Origin of the sequence: Bradyrhizobium sp. CB82 (assembly GCF_029714405.1) — a bacterium.
In the GTDB taxonomy this organism is placed as follows: Bacteria; Pseudomonadota; Alphaproteobacteria; order Rhizobiales; family Xanthobacteraceae; genus Bradyrhizobium.
The window spans coordinates 8463027-8477969 of the sequence record NZ_CP121650.1 but is presented as its reverse complement, the minus strand read 5'-3'; the positions used below and the strand labels follow the sequence as shown (position 1 = coordinate 8477969).

The window sequence follows — 14943 nt, the reverse complement described above, 5'->3', positions numbered from 1 at the left end:
GTTAGCGCTTGTGGCTCCAAGTTCGCCTTGAAGTCGGTAGAGCAAATTCCGTTCAAGTTGAACGGTGTGCTGCGGCAAGGAAGTCGTTGGCGCTTTCGTTTGCCGTGAATGCTCGGCAGTCGGCGATCGCTTCTTGTTAAGAATAGAATCCCGGAACCGGGTAGCGGCCGGTCAGGATGAAGCAGCCCAGATCTTTCAGCTTGTAGTCAACCGGATCGTGTAACGAATGGGTTCGCAGATTGCGCCAATAGCGGTCAAAGCCATGGCGCGCGTGGGTAGCTCGCGCGCCTGTAACGTCGAACAGTCGTGTTGCGATATCGAGCCCCGCCTTCATCGCGGCAACTTTAAAGGTGGCGATTGCCACCGCCGCCTCTCCTCTACCTTCGGCGGCAAGTTTGTCGCCCTCATCCCAGGCAGCCTGCAACTGCGAAAGTGCACGCTCTGAGAGGGCCTCGGCGCCGGCAAGCGCGACATGAAACTCGCCATAGTGTTGTTGAATATAAGCATCTTCCAACGCTGTCTCGACACCCGATCCCGGCCAGGGCCGCGAATGCTCTCGCGTGAAAGTAATCGCCTGCTCAAGCGCTCCCTGCGCAATGCCCAGATAGATCATGCCCAGCACGGTCTGGGCGAGGCAGGCGCGGAGCGACGCACGTGTACCGAAGGGACCAGGCGGCCCAAGCACTTCGTGCTGCGCCACTGCAACACGCTCAAAGGTCACGGTGCCGCTGTCGGTCTGACGCTGGCCCATATTGTTCCAGTCGTCCAGTACAGTGATGCCTTCACGCACCGTTGGCAAGGCAGCGATGTGGAATCCGCCTCGGGCATCTTGTGTTGAAACCAGCAGGCGATCCGAGTCTCGAGCGCCCGAACAAAAGCTCTTAATGCCGTTGAGGCAGAATCCTGCACCGTCTGCCGTGAGGTGTGTACGCGGGTCCCGTGGATTGAGCGCGTTGCCCCAAAACCAGCCTTGTTCGACCGTGCCACGCAGCAGCGACGCCTGCTGTTCACGACTAGCATAGAGCAGGATCGAGCCGATTTGGAGATGTTGGAAGGCGAAGAGATGGGCGAGCGAGGGATCGACCTGCGCCAACTCCCGCACCGCGCCGAAGATATCGATCCAGGATGCGCCGATACCGCCATACTCACAAGGCACGGACAACAGAAGCAGGCCGGAGCGGCGCAGAAGATCGCGCTCCGCCTTGGCTGTACCTCCGCTGCGGTCGCGAGCGATCGCAGTTTCCGCCAACTGACCACGCACGTTCGACAGAACTGAGCGCCACCCAGCCCCACGAGATTTCACGCTCAAGATTTTTTCCACGGAAGATCTACCCCTACGCACAACGCGTCATGATGCAGTCCACAGTGACCCGTTGCGGCCGCCTGAGGCAGCAACACAAAGAGCAACTCGGCCACGCGAGGCCGTGTTTCGAGAACGCTGTGTTAGACCGAAAGCACCAAGGCGTCGATACCCAACCCTTCCTTCATCTGCTTGTTGGTGAAAGCGCAGATTAATTGCAATGTGCGATCAGCAAGTGATGCTTAATCGAGCTGCTCGCGCATCGGCTTTCTTTCACGATGCCACGCAGCCTGTGCTCGGTGACATGAATTGATGTGATGCAAGACGAGTTACGCTGTTCATGTTCTGCGCAGCGATGGATCGAGAGAATATCTTTGCCAGAGCCGGACGCAGCAAAGGGCTTCATCAGGGCGGTCAATGAAGTCGTTGTCAGCGGCGACAAGCGAGCTGTCCCTCACGAGATCTGCATCGTGCAGTAACAAACGATCCGTTTGCCGCAAATCTAAGGAAGCGATTTTTACGAGTGCGACGAAAAAGAGTTGATCTTAGACTCGTGCGCTCGTTGTTTATCTGAGACTATTGATTGTCGATCAATGGTGCTCGAGAGGGGGAGCTCGATGATTTGCAATGATCTCGTCGATGACGCCGCAGGCTCCGATACATTTGGAGCCGTGTGTCGCATGGCGCGTGCGCCGATCTGTTGACGATGTCAATCTCGTATCGACTTAAACAGCACCGCAGCTCGCCAAGACGCCTCCAAATCATAGGCTAGTTCCGAAATAGGCGTGCGATCGCGTATCGAGCGACGTGAATGCGGTGTGCTGCCTGATTTCGTCCACATCGTCGCAACCCAATTCACGAGAGGTGACCGTATGACCACGAACAGCGATCCGATCAAATTTGCTTACTGGGTCCCCAATGTATCCGGCGGGCTTGTTATTTCTTCTATCGAGCAGCGCACCAGTTGGGATATCGATTACAATCGGAAGCTTGCCCAGATCGCAGAGAAGGCCGGCTTCGACTACGCCTTGAGCCAGATCCGCTTCACTGCGGGCTACGGTGCCGACAAGCAGCACGAATCTGTCAGCTTCTCGCATGCACTTCTTGCTGCGACCGAGAAACTCAACGTCATCGCCGCGATCCTTCCCGGGCCGTGGAATCCAGCGCTGGCCGCGAAGCAGATCGCAACGATCAGCCAGCTGACCAACGCCCGCGTTGCGGTCAATATCGTCTCGGGCTGGTTCCGCGGTGAATTCCAAGCCATTGGCGAGCCGTGGCTCGATCATGACGAGCGCTATCGCCGCTCCGAAGAGTTCATCAATGCACTGCGTGGGATTTGGAGCCAGGAGAGCTACACGCTAGGTGGTGATTTTTACCGGTTCCGTGATTATTCGCTCAAGCCGAAGCCGCTCGATCCTCTGCCGGAGATTTTCCAGGGCGGCTCCTCGCGCGCGGCTCGCGACATGGCGGCGCGGGTGTCAGATTGGTACTTCACGAATGGCAACACGCCGGGCGGGCTGAAGGCGCAGGTCGACGACATCAGGACCAAGGAAAAGGCTTTTGGCAAGAGCTGGCGAACCAAGATCGGCATCAACGCATTCGGCATCGTCAGGCAGACCGAAAAGGAAGCCAAGGATGTCCTCCAGGAGATCCTCGACAAGGCAATCCCGGAAGCGGTGGGCGGCTTCCATCACGAGGTCCAGAATGCCGGAAATGCCAGCCCCGAGCGCGAGGGCAATTGGGCCAAATCCACCTTCCAGGATCTGGTTCAATACAACGACGGTTTCCGCTCGAACCTGATCGGGACGCCGCGGCAGGTCGCCGAGCGCATCATCGAGCTCAAGCGGGCCGGTGCCGACCTCATCCTGCTCGGCTTTCTGCACTTCCAGGAAGAAGTCGAATATTTCGGCGAGCACGTGATCCCACTGGTTCGCGAACTCGAGGCCCAGAACGCGCCACACGTTCAGGCGGCGGAGTAGGGCGACGTATGAGCCTCATTGCGACAGCGCCCGGTAACTCCCTGATCGTGGCGCGTGCGCGCGAGCGCACCACCGGGCACTCGAATGTAGCGGGGGGAACGCCTCGTGCCGCGGGCGCTGCGCGCGTCGATGCTGGTGCGCCGGTATTGACGCTGCAGGGTATCTCGCTCAGTTTTGGCGGCGTGACTGCGCTTGACGGCATCGATCTTGCCGTTGCGAACGGCGAGATCCGGGCCATCATTGGTCCGAACGGGGCCGGGAAGAGCTCGCTGCTCAATGTGGTGAGTGGGCTCTACCGTCCTGATCGGGGCGTGGTGCAGCTCGGCAGCGAACGGTTCAGGCATGTGCCGACCGCGCGGCTCGCCGCGGTCGGCGTAGCGCGCACATTTCAGAACCTTGCGCTGTTCAAGGGCCTGTCGGTGCTCGATAACGTCATGATGGGCCTCGTGCACTGCCGACGGGCCGGCTTCGTGCGGCAGATCCTGTCGACGCCGCAGGCACATCACGAGGAAGCCAAGGCTCGCGCCGCCGCCGAGGAAGCGATTACGTTTCTTCACCTCGACGCGGTCAAACATCAGCTCGCAGGCGGGCTCCCTTATGGAATCCTGAAGCGGGTGGAGCTCGCACGAGCGCTGGTCGCCCGCCCGCAGCTGTTGCTGCTGGACGAGCCGCTCGCCGGCGTGACTCTCGGAGAGAAACGGGATTTGGCAGCACACGTCCGCAATGCGCGCGACGCATATGGCACCACTATTGTGCTGATCGAGCACGACATCGGCGTCGTCATGGGTCTCTCCGATCGAATCGCGGTTCTCGATTACGGCCGCAAGATCGCCGACGGCTCGCCGGATGAGGTGCGGTCCGACCAGGCAGTGATCGACGCTTATCTCGGTGTAGCTCATGAGGGCGAGACGGAGCTCGTGATCTGATGTTCGACTATCAGTTCTTCATTGAGGTCCTCGTCGGCGGGCTGTTATCCGGCGTCATGTACTCGCTGGTCGCGATTGGCTTCGTGCTGATCTACAAGACGTCCGGCGTCTTGAACTTCGCCCAGGGAGCGATGCTGCTGTTCGCGGCTCTCACCTTCGTGAGCCTGGTCGAGCGCGGCGTGCCGTTCTGGCTCGGCGCGGGGGTCACGCTCGTGATCATGGTGGCTCTCGGCGTGGCCGTCGAGCGCGTCGTGCTGCGGCCGCTGGTCAATCAGTCGCCGATGACGCTGTTCATGGCGACGCTGGGCCTCTCTTATGTCATCGAGGGCGCCGCGCAGCTGTTGTGGGGCACCCAGGTCCACGGTCTCGATCTCGGCATCAAAGATATCCCGTTCGAGGTGGGCGGCGTCCTGATCAGCCAGTTCGACCTGTTCGCTGCGGCGATTGCCGGGACGCTGGTCACCGCCTTTGCGGTGTTCTTTCGCTACACGCGAACCGGGCTGGCGTTCCGCGCGGTCGCCGATGATCAGTTCGCCGCACTAGCGGTGGGGTTGCGGCTGTCCCGCGTCTGGGCGGCGGTGTGGACCGCAGCGGGGATCGTCGCACTGGTCGCTGGTCTATTGTGGGGCGCGCGTCTCGGTGTGCAGTTTTCGCTTTCGCTCGTCGTGCTCAAGGCGCTGCCCGTGCTGGTGCTCGGTGGCTTCGATTCGGTGGCGGGCGCCATCGTCGGGGGCCTCCTGATCGGCGCCATCGAGAAGCTGGCCGAGGTCTATGTCGGCCCGCTGCTTGGCGGCGGCATCGAGGCGTGGGCCGCCTATGTGGTGGCGCTCGCTTTCCTGCTGTTGCGTCCGTCAGGGCTGTTTGGACAGAAGCTGGTGGAAAGGGTCTGACCGATGACCACGCCCATTCGTTCCGCTGCTGTGCGCTGGTTCACGCCGAATCGCTTCGGCCTCGCGGTCTTGCTGATCACCGCCTACGCCGTCATTCCGTTCGCGGGCTCCGACTACCTGTTAGATGCGGTGCTGACGCCGTTTCTCGGGCTCTCGCTCGCGGCTCTGGGCCTCAACTTGCTCACCGGCTATGCGGGGCAGGTCTCGCTCGGGTCGGCCGCGTATCTCGCGGTGGGCGCTTATGCCGCCTATAATTTCAATCTGAGGCTGCATGGCCTGCCATTTCTCGCCAGTCTCGGGGCCGCAGGGCTTGTCGCTGCTGCGGTGGGGATCGTATTCGGTCTCCCAAGCTTGCGACTGCGCGGCTTCTACCTGGCGGTGTCGACGTTGGCCGCGCAGTTCTTTGTGCAGTGGGCGCTCACCAAGTTCGGCTGGTTCTCGAACAATAATCCATCCGGTGTGATCGACGCGCCGCCGCTGGCGGTAGCCGGCCTGAGCTTCTCCGGCGCAGTCGGGCGCTACGTCTTCTCGCTGACCGTCGTCGTTGTTGCGACGCTGCTCGCGACCCGGCTGCTGCGCTCGCAAGTCGGGCGGAATTTCATTGCTCTACGCGACCACGAGATCGCGGCCAAGATGATTGGCGTACCGCTGCTGCGCACCAAGCTACTCGCCTTCGGGGTTTCGTCGTTCCTGATCGGCGTCGCCGGGGTGCTATGGGCCTTTGCCTATTTGCGCACCGTGGAGCCCGCCGGCTTCAATCTGGATCGCTCGTTCCAGATCCTCTTCATCATCATAATCGGCGGCCTGGCCTCGATCCGCGGCGCGTTTCTCGGCGCGGGGTTCATCGTCGTATTCCCGCTGCTGCTCTCGCGGTTTGGCGCCGCACTGCTCGGCAATGTCTTCGATTCCGGCGTGCTGGAGATGAGCCAGCGCATCGTCATCGGCGCATTGATCATCGGCCTACTGATCGCCGAGCCGCGCGGCCTGATCGCGCTGGTCGATCGTGTAGCGGACAAGATCTGGCGCCGACTTTTCCCTCCGCAGCCCGATCCCATCCATTCTTGAATTGTCCCCTGAATGAAAGGAAAAGTTATGCTTCTGTCCAAATCTCTCCGTACTGCTGCGCTTGCCGCGGCGCTCGCCATCGGCGCTGCGCTGCCGGTCTACGCCGATGAGCAGTTTTTTCCGCTGCAGAGCTACCGGGTCGGCCCCTACGCGGCCGGCGGCACCGGCTTTTTCGGCGGCTTCATTGACTATCTTAATCTGGTCAATATCCGCGATGGCGGCGTCAACGGCGTCAAGCTGACCTGGGAGGAGGGCGAGACGCAGTATGAGGTCGAGCGCGGCGTTGAGGTCTATGAGCGGCTGAAGAACCATCCGGGTGTTGCGGCCTGGAATCCGCTTTCGGTCGGGATCGCCTATGCGATGATCGATCGGATCACCAAGGACAAGGTGCCCTTGATCACCATCAACCACGGTCGTACCGATTCCACCGACGGTCGCGTGTTCCCTTATGTGTTTCCGCTTCTGCTCAATCCCTACAGCGAAACGTCGGGTATCGTGAACTACATCGCCACGCGCGAGGGCGGCACCGATAAGCTCAAAGGCAAGAAGATCGTCGTGCTCTATCACGGCTCGCCCTATGGCAAGGAGACTATCCCGATCTATCAGCTTCTCGCCGACAAATACGGCTTCTCCCTGGAGCAGATCGAAGTGCCGCATCCCGGCAACGAGCAGCAGTCACAGTGGCTATCGATCCGTCGCGCCAAAGCCGACTACGTGGTCTTGCGCGGCTGGGGCGTGATGAACCCGGTGGCATTGAAGACAGCGCAGAAAGTCGGCTTCCCGGTCGATCACATCATCGGCAATGTCTGGTCGAATTCGGAGGAGGATGTCATTCCCGCGGGCGATGCTGCCAAGGGCTATGTCGCAATCACGACGCAGGCCTCGGGCGCCGAATATCCAGTGCTGCAGGAGATCATCAAGACCGTCTACGGCGCCGGCAAGGGCAATCTCGACGACAAGAAGCGGATCGGCAGCGTCTATCACAACCTCGGTATCGTCAACGGCATCCTCAATGTCGAGGCGATCCGGATCGCCCAGCAGAAATTCGGCAAGCGCACGCTGACCGGTGATGAGGTGCGGTGGGGCTTCGAGCATCTGCAGCTCGATCCGGCGCGAGTCGAGGCGCTGGGCGCCAAAGGGTTATTCCATTCCATCAACGTGACCTGGGACAATCACGAAGGCGATGGCCGCGTGACCTTCCAGCAGTGGGATGGCGCGAAATGGAAGGTGGTGTCGGATTGGATCGCGCCCGACTGGACTTCACTGCGGCCGATCATCGAGAAGTCCGCGGGGGCTTACGCGGCTGAACACAACATCAAGATCCGTACCTCTGACGACACGGCAGTCAGCGAGTAAAAGGGACCCGAGACGACCAGGAGCCGGTGCGCCGGTTCCTGGTCCAGAAAATCTGGATCACCACCATGAGCGATCATCTTCTCATTCTCGAAGGCTTGGCCGCGACCTACAACCATGCCATTCGCGCGCTGTCCGATATCTCGCTCACGGTGCGCCGCGGCGAGATCGTGGCCCTGCTCGGTGCCAACGGTGCGGGCAAGTCGACCACGCTCAAGGCGATTTCCAATCTGCTGCATGCCGAGCGCGGCCAGCTCATGCACGGGCGCGTCGTGTTCGACGGGCGCGATACGGCCGCGCTCACGTCGGCCGATCTGGTGCGCCTCGGCCTCGTCCCGGTGCTGGAGGGCCGCCACTGCTTTCGTGCGCTCAACGTCGAGGAAAACCTGGTGGCCGGCGGCATTGGAGGGGGCTTGTCGCGTGGCGAGATCGCCGCAGGACTTGAACGCATCTACACATTATTTCCGCGCCTGAAGGAGCGCCGGCGTTCTACCTCGGGCCTCACCTCGGGCGGCGAACAGCAGATGACGGTGATCGGCCGCGCCTTGATGTCGCGCCCACGGCTCCTGGTGCTGGACGAACCGTCGATGGGCCTTGCGCCGCTTGTGGTCGAGACGATCTTCAGCACCCTGAAGCGGCTCAACCGCGAAGAAGGATTGTCGATCCTGATCGCCGAGCAGAACTCGACAGTGGCGCTGCGTTACGCCGACCGGGCTGCCGTGCTCGAAGGCGGTTCGACAGCGTTGTCGGGCGATGCTGCTGATCTGCGGGGGCGCGCCGAGATCAAGGCGCTCTATCTCGGGAGTCCTGAGGAGAGCGCGGCACATCTTGCCGCGTTGCACGGCCCGTCACCGGTCGATCACGCGGCCGCTTGAACAGTTGCACTGGAAGACACTGAGGAGATTATCATGAGCAAGAACAGCCTCGCGCGCGCCGCAGAGGGCGACATCTATTCGCGGCTCGACGAAGCGATAGAGACGACGGTCAAGCTCCATGCCGAGCGCAATGACCTCGAAGGCCGGTTTCCGAGAGAAAATCTTCAGGCGCTGGCGGCGGCCGGATGGACAGGAGTCCTCAACGAACTCCGTTTCGGCGGGCTCGGATTGAGCCATGGCGACTTCGCGGAGGCTGCCTACCGGATCGGTCTGCATGATGCGTCGACAGGCCTCATTTACGTCATGCATGTCGGCGCAGCGCAGACCATCAACCTGTTTGGCAATGATGACCAGAAGGAGCGTTGGCTCAAGGCGAAAGGCGGCACTTTGCTCGGCACCTATTCGACTAGCGAGCGGGCATCGGGCGGACATTGGTGGTACAACTTCTCCGAAGCTTCGCGTGACGGCGAAAACTATATCGTCAACGCAGAGAAATCCTTCACGACGAGCTCGGGTCAGGCCGACTTTTACGTGATGCAGACGCGCTCTCCGGGCGCCAAGGATCAGACCGACATCTCTTTCTTCATCGTCGACGGCAAGGCGCCAGGAATCGAAGCCGGCCCCTGGGAGGCGCTCGGCGTACGGGCAAATCACTCTGGACCGATCCGCTATAGGGACGTCAAGGTTCCAAGCCGCGACCGGCTCGGCGCTGAGGGGCAGGGCAAGGAGATTATCTATGACGGTGTCTCTCCGGTTTATCTGATCGGTCTCGGGGCTGTGTGGGAGGGGGTCGCACGTGGCGCTCTCAATGCGGCGGTCGCCCATACCTCGAGCTTCGTTCACAAGGACAAGAACAAGAACTTGTCGGACTATCAGGCGATCCGTCAGGAGCTCGGCGCAGCGAAGGTGCTGGTCGAAACCTTGCGCCCATGGCGCAACGAGCTCGCCGCCAAGCTGGATGAGCTGTGGTACGCTGGAAAGCCGCAGAGCGAGATCCTGATTCCATTGACGGAGTTCAAGGTCCACGCCGCCGAGGTAGCCAACAAGGTGGCGGCCGCGGCGTTGACCGTAACTGGTGGTTACGGTTATCGGCGTGGGCCGATCGAACGGTCGTTTCGCGATGCCCGAGCCGGTATCGCCATGGGGCCCTCCAACGTGATCGCGCGGGACTGGATCGGCAAGTCCCTGGTCGGCCTGCCACTCGAGCTATTCTATGAGGGAGGCGAATAGTGCAAGTCGTGCTCGAGGTGTCATCTTCTGCCTTTCGGGTCAGATAGACTTTGACCACGACGATGTCAGCGAGCCCCGCAGTTTCTGGTCGCCAGCATCCGGCCGATCTTGTCGAGGGTTAGTCGCTCTGCTTGGCGAAGTCGCCCCGAAAGCGGACTTGGGGCGCATATTGCGCGGTGCTATCCTCGTCTTCAGCGCCGACACCCCGCACAGAAATTGTCCGGTTTCGTCCCGCGATCGTGACAATGTCGTTAAAGTGCCCCTGATGCGAGGCGACCAGGTTGAAGGCGAGCTTGGAGAATTGAAGGTCATCAGCCCGCAAGTGCTGATGACAACAAGAGCAAAGAGCCAAGTGTCGCAAGAACAAGGGGCTGGATGCCTGTCTCAACTGCCGCTTCCGTTGCCTGTTGTGATCACGCGGGCTCAAACTACGTCGCGTCCCGGGCTTGTGTGCCAGCAAAACGCCAAGCCTTCAGTCGAGCAAGCCTAACCTCCAGATATGGTCTATCTGATAGATGGGGTCAGTCCGCTGTGACCGTACTGGACCCGAGCGTCACAAATCGCATCAGGTGATCGGACGCGCGGTCCTGATTGTAGGCGAGGTAGAGATCGCTCTTGGCTTCAGCCGAGGTCAGCGGCCGCCGCACGACATCGTTCACGACGATCTTGCCGTAGCATTTCGGCAGCACGGCAACCCCCAAGCCCGCGGCCACGAGGCCCAGAATGGCACCGCCGTCCTCGGCTTCCTGAACCACCTTGGGCGTGAATCCCGCGCTTCCGCAGAGATGCACAACGTGGCCATTCAATCCGCGTCGGCTGGGATTTGCGAAGAAGATGAACGGCAACGGCTTAAGCGCCTGCACAGCGATGGCGCCGCGCTCGCGCAGTAGCGGATGCCCCTTCGGTGCAAACAACTCCAGCGGATCGGACCAGAGCCGACGAATGGTTACGTTCTTGGGGAGCGGATATGTCGGGGAGGGTCGGAGGAATCCCAGATCCAGCCGGCGGCCGGTCAGCATCTCGGCCTGTTCACTGGTGGAAGCATGAAGCAGCTCGAGGTGTATCTCCGGATAGGTTTGCGAAAAGCGTCGCAGGATCTTCGAGAACGACGCGTGGATCGGAGCTGACCCTGTATAGCCGATGCGAAGCAGGCCCACTTCTCCGCGCGCAGCCCGCTGCGCCGTGCCCATCGCTTGATCGAGCTTCGCAAGCGCCTCGCGCGCCTGTTCAAGCAGGATCTGTCCGGCCTGGCTCAACTCGACGCCGCGGCGTTGACGCAGAAAGAGCGGCGCGCCCACCTCATGCTCAAGGGCCTTGATCTGGAGGCTGAGCGGAGGCTGGCTGAGGTTGAGACGGCGTGCAGCTCTGCTGAAATTCAGCTCCTCGGCGACTGCGATGAAATAGCGAAGCTGTCGGATGTCCATCCTGGTATTTAAGAATCATATGGGTAACGCCGTCAAATCAGTATTGGACGAAATGGGAACACCGCGGCAATCCTGTGCTCAGCGCAGAAATCGAGACGCAGTCGCGGCCGCGGTCGAGACTGCGCCGAGCGAGGATAGATGGCAGACCTGCCAAACGAAGTGGAGATCCAGGAGGAGGGCCCGCGCGAAGGCTTTCAGATCGAACCGGGACCGATTGCCTCCGCGAACAAGATTCGCCTCATCGAGGCTTTGGCGCAAACCGGACTTCGCCACATCCAGGTTTGCTCCTTCGTCAATCCTCGCCTCGTGCCCGGATGGGCTGATGCCGATGACGTTGCCGCGGGCTTTCGGCCGGCGCCCGGTGTTCACTATGTCGGGCTCTGGTTCAACGACAAGGGACTCGACCGGGCCCTCGCACATTCGGACAAGCTGACGCTTTCCGGCTCGATTGCGCTGTCCGCGTCCGATGCGTTCACCCGCAAGAACCTGCATCGCAGCCACGCGGAAAACCTGGAAGCGATGCGCAAGCAGACCCTCCGTCATCTGTCGAAAAACGTTCCGGTTCGGCGGATCGGAGTTATGGCGGCGTTCGGCTGCAATTTCCAGGGCGATATCACATCGGCCCAGGTCATCTCTGCCCTTCGCGACGGCTTTCGCATTGCAGATGAATGCGGTGTCGCGATCGGCGACATTTCCCTGTCGGACACGATGGGCTGGGCGACGCCGCTACGCGTCGAAAAGCTGCTCGGGGAGGTGCGAAGCAGGTGGCCGCATCAGCAGATCACGCTGCATCTGCACGATACCCGCGGGTTAGCGATCGCCAACGCGATGGCGGGCCTGCGCATGGGAGTGACGAAATTCGACTCGACTGTCGGTGGATTGGGCGGTTGTCCCTTCGCCGCGCACAAGGGCGCGGCCGGCAACATCTGCACCGAAGAGCTCGTGCTGCTTTGCGAGGAGATGGGGATCAGTACGGGCGTCGACCTCGATCTGCTGATTGAAGTCGGACGGATGGCGGAAGAGATCGTCGGCCACCAGCTGCCGAGCGAGCTCCTCCACGCCGGAAGCCTCAATTTATTTCGGAGGAAGGCGCCAGGTGTCCACTAAACCGCTTATGGGACTGAAGGTCCTCGAGTTCAGCCACACGATCATGGGGCCGTGCGCCGGCTTGATACTGGCCGATCTCGGAGCCGATGTGGTTAAGGTCGAGCCCGCGCCCGACGGCGACCACACGCGCCGTTTGCCTGGATTTGGCGCAGGTTTCTTTGCCGGCTTCAACCGCAACAAGCGCAGTATCGCGATCAACCTGAAGCATCCCGAGGGACGCGTGGCGGTCCATCGGCTGGTAAAGGACGCCGATATCGTCATCGAGAACTACGCGCCCGGCACGATGGAGCGGCTGGGATGCGGCTATGCTGACCTGGAAGCGATCAATCCACGTCTGATCTATCTGGCGCTCAAAGGTTTCCTCGCGGGTCCCTACGAGCACCGGCCGGCTCTCGATGAGGTCGTGCAGTTTCAGGCGGGGCTCGCCTATATGACCGGCCCTGCGGGGCGGCCGTTACGCGCGGGGGCTTCCGTCAACGATATTGCAGGGGCAATCTTCGGCGTCACGGCCGCACTCGCAGCGCTTCGCGAGCGCGACGCGACCGGTCGAGGCCAGCGGATCAGCAGCGCATTGTTCGAGAGCGCGGCGTTCTTCATGGTCACACACATGGCGGGCGCGGTCGCGAGTGGACACCCGCCAAAACCCATGCCGGAGCGCCGACATGCCTGGGCGATCTACGACGTCTTCAACACGATCGACGATCAGATTTTCATCGGCGTCACCAGCGACAAGCAATGGAACCGGTTCACCGAGGAATTCGGACTCACCGCCCTCGGCGATAATCCGGATCTCGCCACCAATGTCATGCGGGCGAGCCATCGCAGCTGGCTCATACCCGCCGTGCAGGAAGCCCTTGCCCCATTTTCGAAGGCGGTGATTGCCGAACGTTGCGAACGCGCGTCCGTCTCATGGGCGCCAGTCGGCAAGCCGACGGACCTGTTCAACGATCCGCATCTGGCCAGTCATGGCGGGCTGATAGATGTTGCGATCCCCACCATCGAAGGCACAACACAGATAACGCGGCTTCCCGCCATGCCCATCGAATTCGGCGCGGAACGCGAGCGACCAGGACTGGCCCGCCAGCCGCCAAGTCTAGGGGAGCATACAAACGAAATTTTGACCGATGCCGGCTTCGACCGGCGCGAGATCGAGAGGCTAGCACGAGAACAGGTCATTGCCCTGACGCCGTAGGTCGTGCGTGCTGAACAAGAAAAACCAAATCGAGGCAAAGGCCAGGATCAACGCGTGCATAGGCCGGCGACACGAACGACCGTAGCACCCGCGGATGGCAGCGGAGTGAGGGCGCTGGACACCGATAACCCATCGGCTGCGGCCATGATCAATGCGCGCCTTGACCGTCTTCCGATGAGCCGGCCAATCTGGAAGCTCGTCTTGATGGTCGCCCTCGGCGCCTGGTTCGAGATCTACGATGTCTTCTTCACTGCCTACATCGGACCAGGGCTCGTCAGAAGCGGTATTTTCACGACCTCGACTGCGAATTTCTTCGACTTCGCCGGACTGGGAGCTTTCGTGGCCGCCATGTTTGCCGGCCTGTTCGTCGGAACGCTCCTGTTTGGCCAATTGGCCGATCGCTTCGGGCGCCGGGTCGTCTTCACGGGCGCGCTGCTCTGGTATACGGCAGCCGCCGCCTTGCTGGCCTGTCAACACAGCGCAGAGTGGATCATCATCTTTCGATTTCTCACGGGAATCGGCGCCGGTGCCGAGATCGTGACGATCGACTCCTACACGACCGAGCTCGTGCCGGCGAATTCGCGCGGAAGATCGTTTGCCTTCCTACAGGCGATACAATTCTCCGCCGTTCCGATCCTCGCGCTGGTTGCTTGGTGGTTCGTGCCGACGGCTCCCGCTGGCTTTGACGGATGGCGCTGGGTCATCTGGATCGGATGTCTGGGCGCGGTGGCCGTCTGGTTCATCCGCCTCGGCTTGCCGGAAAGTCCGCGCTGGCTGGCGCAGAGAGGCCGTGTTGCCGAGGCGGACGCAATCGTTTCCCGGCTTGAACACGAGATCGTAGCGCGCACCGGTATGTCTTTGCCCGAACCGGAGCCTCATCCTCCCGTGGCCTAGGAGCAGAAAGTGAGCTTTGCTGAGCTGTGGCAATCCCGATATCGAGGCCGTACCATCATGATGATGGTGTTCAACTTTTTTCAGTCGATTGGATACTACGGCTTTGCCAGTTGGATTCCGACCCTCCTGATCGCCAAGGGCATCAACGTCACGCACAGTCTGCTCTATTCCTTCGTGATCGCGATCGCGAATCCTATTGGACCGCTGCTCTCGATGTCATTCGCCGAGCGAATCGAGCGCAAGTGGATCGTGGTGGGATCCGCCTCATCGATGGCGGTCATTGGAATAATATTCTCCAAGCAAGAAGACACAGCTCTCATCGTCACCCTGGGCGTTGCCATGGCCTTGGCAAGCAATTGTCTCACATTCTCCTATCGCGCCTATCAGGCAGAACTGTTCCCCACGCGCATGCGCAGCCGCGCGATTGGTGTGGTCTATTCGATCAGCCGCATCAGCGCGATGTTTTCGGGTTTCCTGATCGCGTTTTGCCTCCGCGATTACGGTGTGACCGGTGTGTTCGCCCTGATCGCGGGGGCCATGACGATCGTCGTTGTGACGATCGGTGTGTTCGGCCCGCGCACCAACGGACTAAAACTCGAGGCAGTTTCAGGGTAGCTGACGCACAGTGACAAGACGTCGAGAACGAAGCCATTGTGGTCGACGTCGGAAGGGAGAACACAAAGATGTTCTCCCAAGAAATAACCGTCA

Annotated in this window: 11 protein-coding genes and 1 pseudogene; 10 read left to right on the top strand and 2 right to left on the bottom strand. The window is 61.0% G+C overall.

The window, feature by feature from the left end; translation table 11 throughout:
• Window positions 1-136: 136 nt before the first annotated feature.
• Window positions 137-1303, bottom strand: coding sequence for an acyl-CoA dehydrogenase family protein (locus QA640_RS40175; RefSeq protein WP_283043036.1), 1167 nt, complete (start codon window positions 1301-1303; stop codon window positions 137-139).
• An 869-nt stretch (window positions 1304-2172) separates the two neighbouring features.
• On the opposite strand from QA640_RS40175, the gene sfnG reads away from it, so the two are divergent.
• From sfnG to QA640_RS40140, 7 genes are all read left to right on the top strand, one after another.
• The gene (gene sfnG / locus QA640_RS40170) at window positions 2173-3279 is read left to right on the top strand and encodes a dimethylsulfone monooxygenase SfnG (RefSeq protein WP_283038136.1); all 1107 of its coding nucleotides are present in this window, start codon (window positions 2173-2175) and stop codon (window positions 3277-3279) included.
• Between the two features lie 8 nt (window positions 3280-3287).
• A complete protein-coding gene (locus QA640_RS40165; protein ID WP_283038135.1) occupies window positions 3288-4205 on the top strand; it encodes an ABC transporter ATP-binding protein in 918 nt (305 codons plus the stop codon).
• On the top strand, window positions 4205-5095 hold the full coding sequence (locus tag QA640_RS40160) for a branched-chain amino acid ABC transporter permease (RefSeq protein ID WP_283038134.1): 891 nt from the start codon (window positions 4205-4207) through the stop codon (window positions 5093-5095). Before QA640_RS40165 ends, QA640_RS40160 begins: the two co-directional genes overlap by 1 nt.
• Window positions 5096-5098: 3 nt before the next feature.
• Complete coding sequence (locus tag QA640_RS40155; protein ID WP_283038133.1) at window positions 5099-6160, top strand: branched-chain amino acid ABC transporter permease; 1062 nt, start codon at window positions 5099-5101, stop codon at window positions 6158-6160.
• Between the two features lie 27 nt (window positions 6161-6187).
• A complete protein-coding gene (locus tag QA640_RS40150) occupies window positions 6188-7516 on the top strand; it encodes an ABC transporter substrate-binding protein (protein ID WP_283038132.1) in 1329 nt (442 codons plus the stop codon).
• A 65-nt stretch (window positions 7517-7581) separates the two neighbouring features.
• Window positions 7582-8388 (top strand): ABC transporter ATP-binding protein, encoded by an 807-nt coding sequence (locus QA640_RS40145; RefSeq protein ID WP_283038131.1) that lies wholly within the window; start codon window positions 7582-7584, stop codon window positions 8386-8388.
• A 33-nt stretch (window positions 8389-8421) separates the two neighbouring features.
• Window positions 8422-9618: an acyl-CoA dehydrogenase family protein gene (locus tag QA640_RS40140; protein ID WP_283038130.1), complete on the top strand. Its 1197-nt coding sequence runs from the start codon at window positions 8422-8424 to the stop codon at window positions 9616-9618.
• A gap of 521 nt (window positions 9619-10139) precedes the next feature.
• Here the strand turns inward: QA640_RS40140 and QA640_RS40135 are convergent.
• The gene (locus QA640_RS40135; protein WP_283038129.1) at window positions 10140-11042 is read right to left on the bottom strand and encodes a LysR substrate-binding domain-containing protein; all 903 of its coding nucleotides are present in this window, start codon (window positions 11040-11042) and stop codon (window positions 10140-10142) included.
• A gap of 138 nt (window positions 11043-11180) precedes the next feature.
• Between QA640_RS40135 and QA640_RS40130 the strand changes: the two genes are divergently transcribed.
• From QA640_RS40130 to QA640_RS40120, 3 genes and pseudogenes are all read left to right on the top strand, one after another.
• The gene (locus QA640_RS40130; protein WP_283038128.1) at window positions 11181-12149 is read left to right on the top strand and encodes a hydroxymethylglutaryl-CoA lyase; all 969 of its coding nucleotides are present in this window, start codon (window positions 11181-11183) and stop codon (window positions 12147-12149) included.
• Window positions 12139-13341: a CaiB/BaiF CoA-transferase family protein gene (locus QA640_RS40125; RefSeq protein ID WP_283038127.1), complete on the top strand. Its 1203-nt coding sequence runs from the start codon at window positions 12139-12141 to the stop codon at window positions 13339-13341. The genes QA640_RS40130 and QA640_RS40125 overlap by 11 nt, the downstream gene beginning before the upstream one ends.
• Before the next feature lie 144 nt (window positions 13342-13485).
• A pseudogene (locus tag QA640_RS40120) lies at window positions 13486-14850 on the top strand (MFS transporter).
• The last annotated feature ends 93 nt before the right edge of the window (window positions 14851-14943 follow it).

Bases quoted from the DNA above. Each gene is read 5' to 3' on its own strand.
- sfnG (WP_283038136.1), top strand. From the start codon at position 2,173: ATGACCACGAACAGCGATCCGATCAAATTTGCTTACTGGGTCCCCAAT.
- QA640_RS40165 (WP_283038135.1), top strand. From the start codon at position 3,288: ATGAGCCTCATTGCGACAGCGCCCGGTAACTCCCTGATCGTGGCGCGT.
- QA640_RS40160 (WP_283038134.1), top strand. From the start codon at position 4,205: ATGTTCGACTATCAGTTCTTCATTGAGGTCCTCGTCGGCGGGCTGTTA.
- QA640_RS40155 (WP_283038133.1), top strand. From the start codon at position 5,099: ATGACCACGCCCATTCGTTCCGCTGCTGTGCGCTGGTTCACGCCGAAT.
- QA640_RS40150 (WP_283038132.1), top strand. From the start codon at position 6,188: ATGCTTCTGTCCAAATCTCTCCGTACTGCTGCGCTTGCCGCGGCGCTC.
- QA640_RS40145 (WP_283038131.1), top strand. From the start codon at position 7,582: ATGAGCGATCATCTTCTCATTCTCGAAGGCTTGGCCGCGACCTACAAC.
- QA640_RS40140 (WP_283038130.1), top strand. From the start codon at position 8,422: ATGAGCAAGAACAGCCTCGCGCGCGCCGCAGAGGGCGACATCTATTCG.
- QA640_RS40135 (WP_283038129.1), bottom strand. From the start codon at position 11,042: ATGGACATCCGACAGCTTCGCTATTTCATCGCAGTCGCCGAGGAGCTG.
- QA640_RS40130 (WP_283038128.1), top strand. From the start codon at position 11,181: ATGGCAGACCTGCCAAACGAAGTGGAGATCCAGGAGGAGGGCCCGCGC.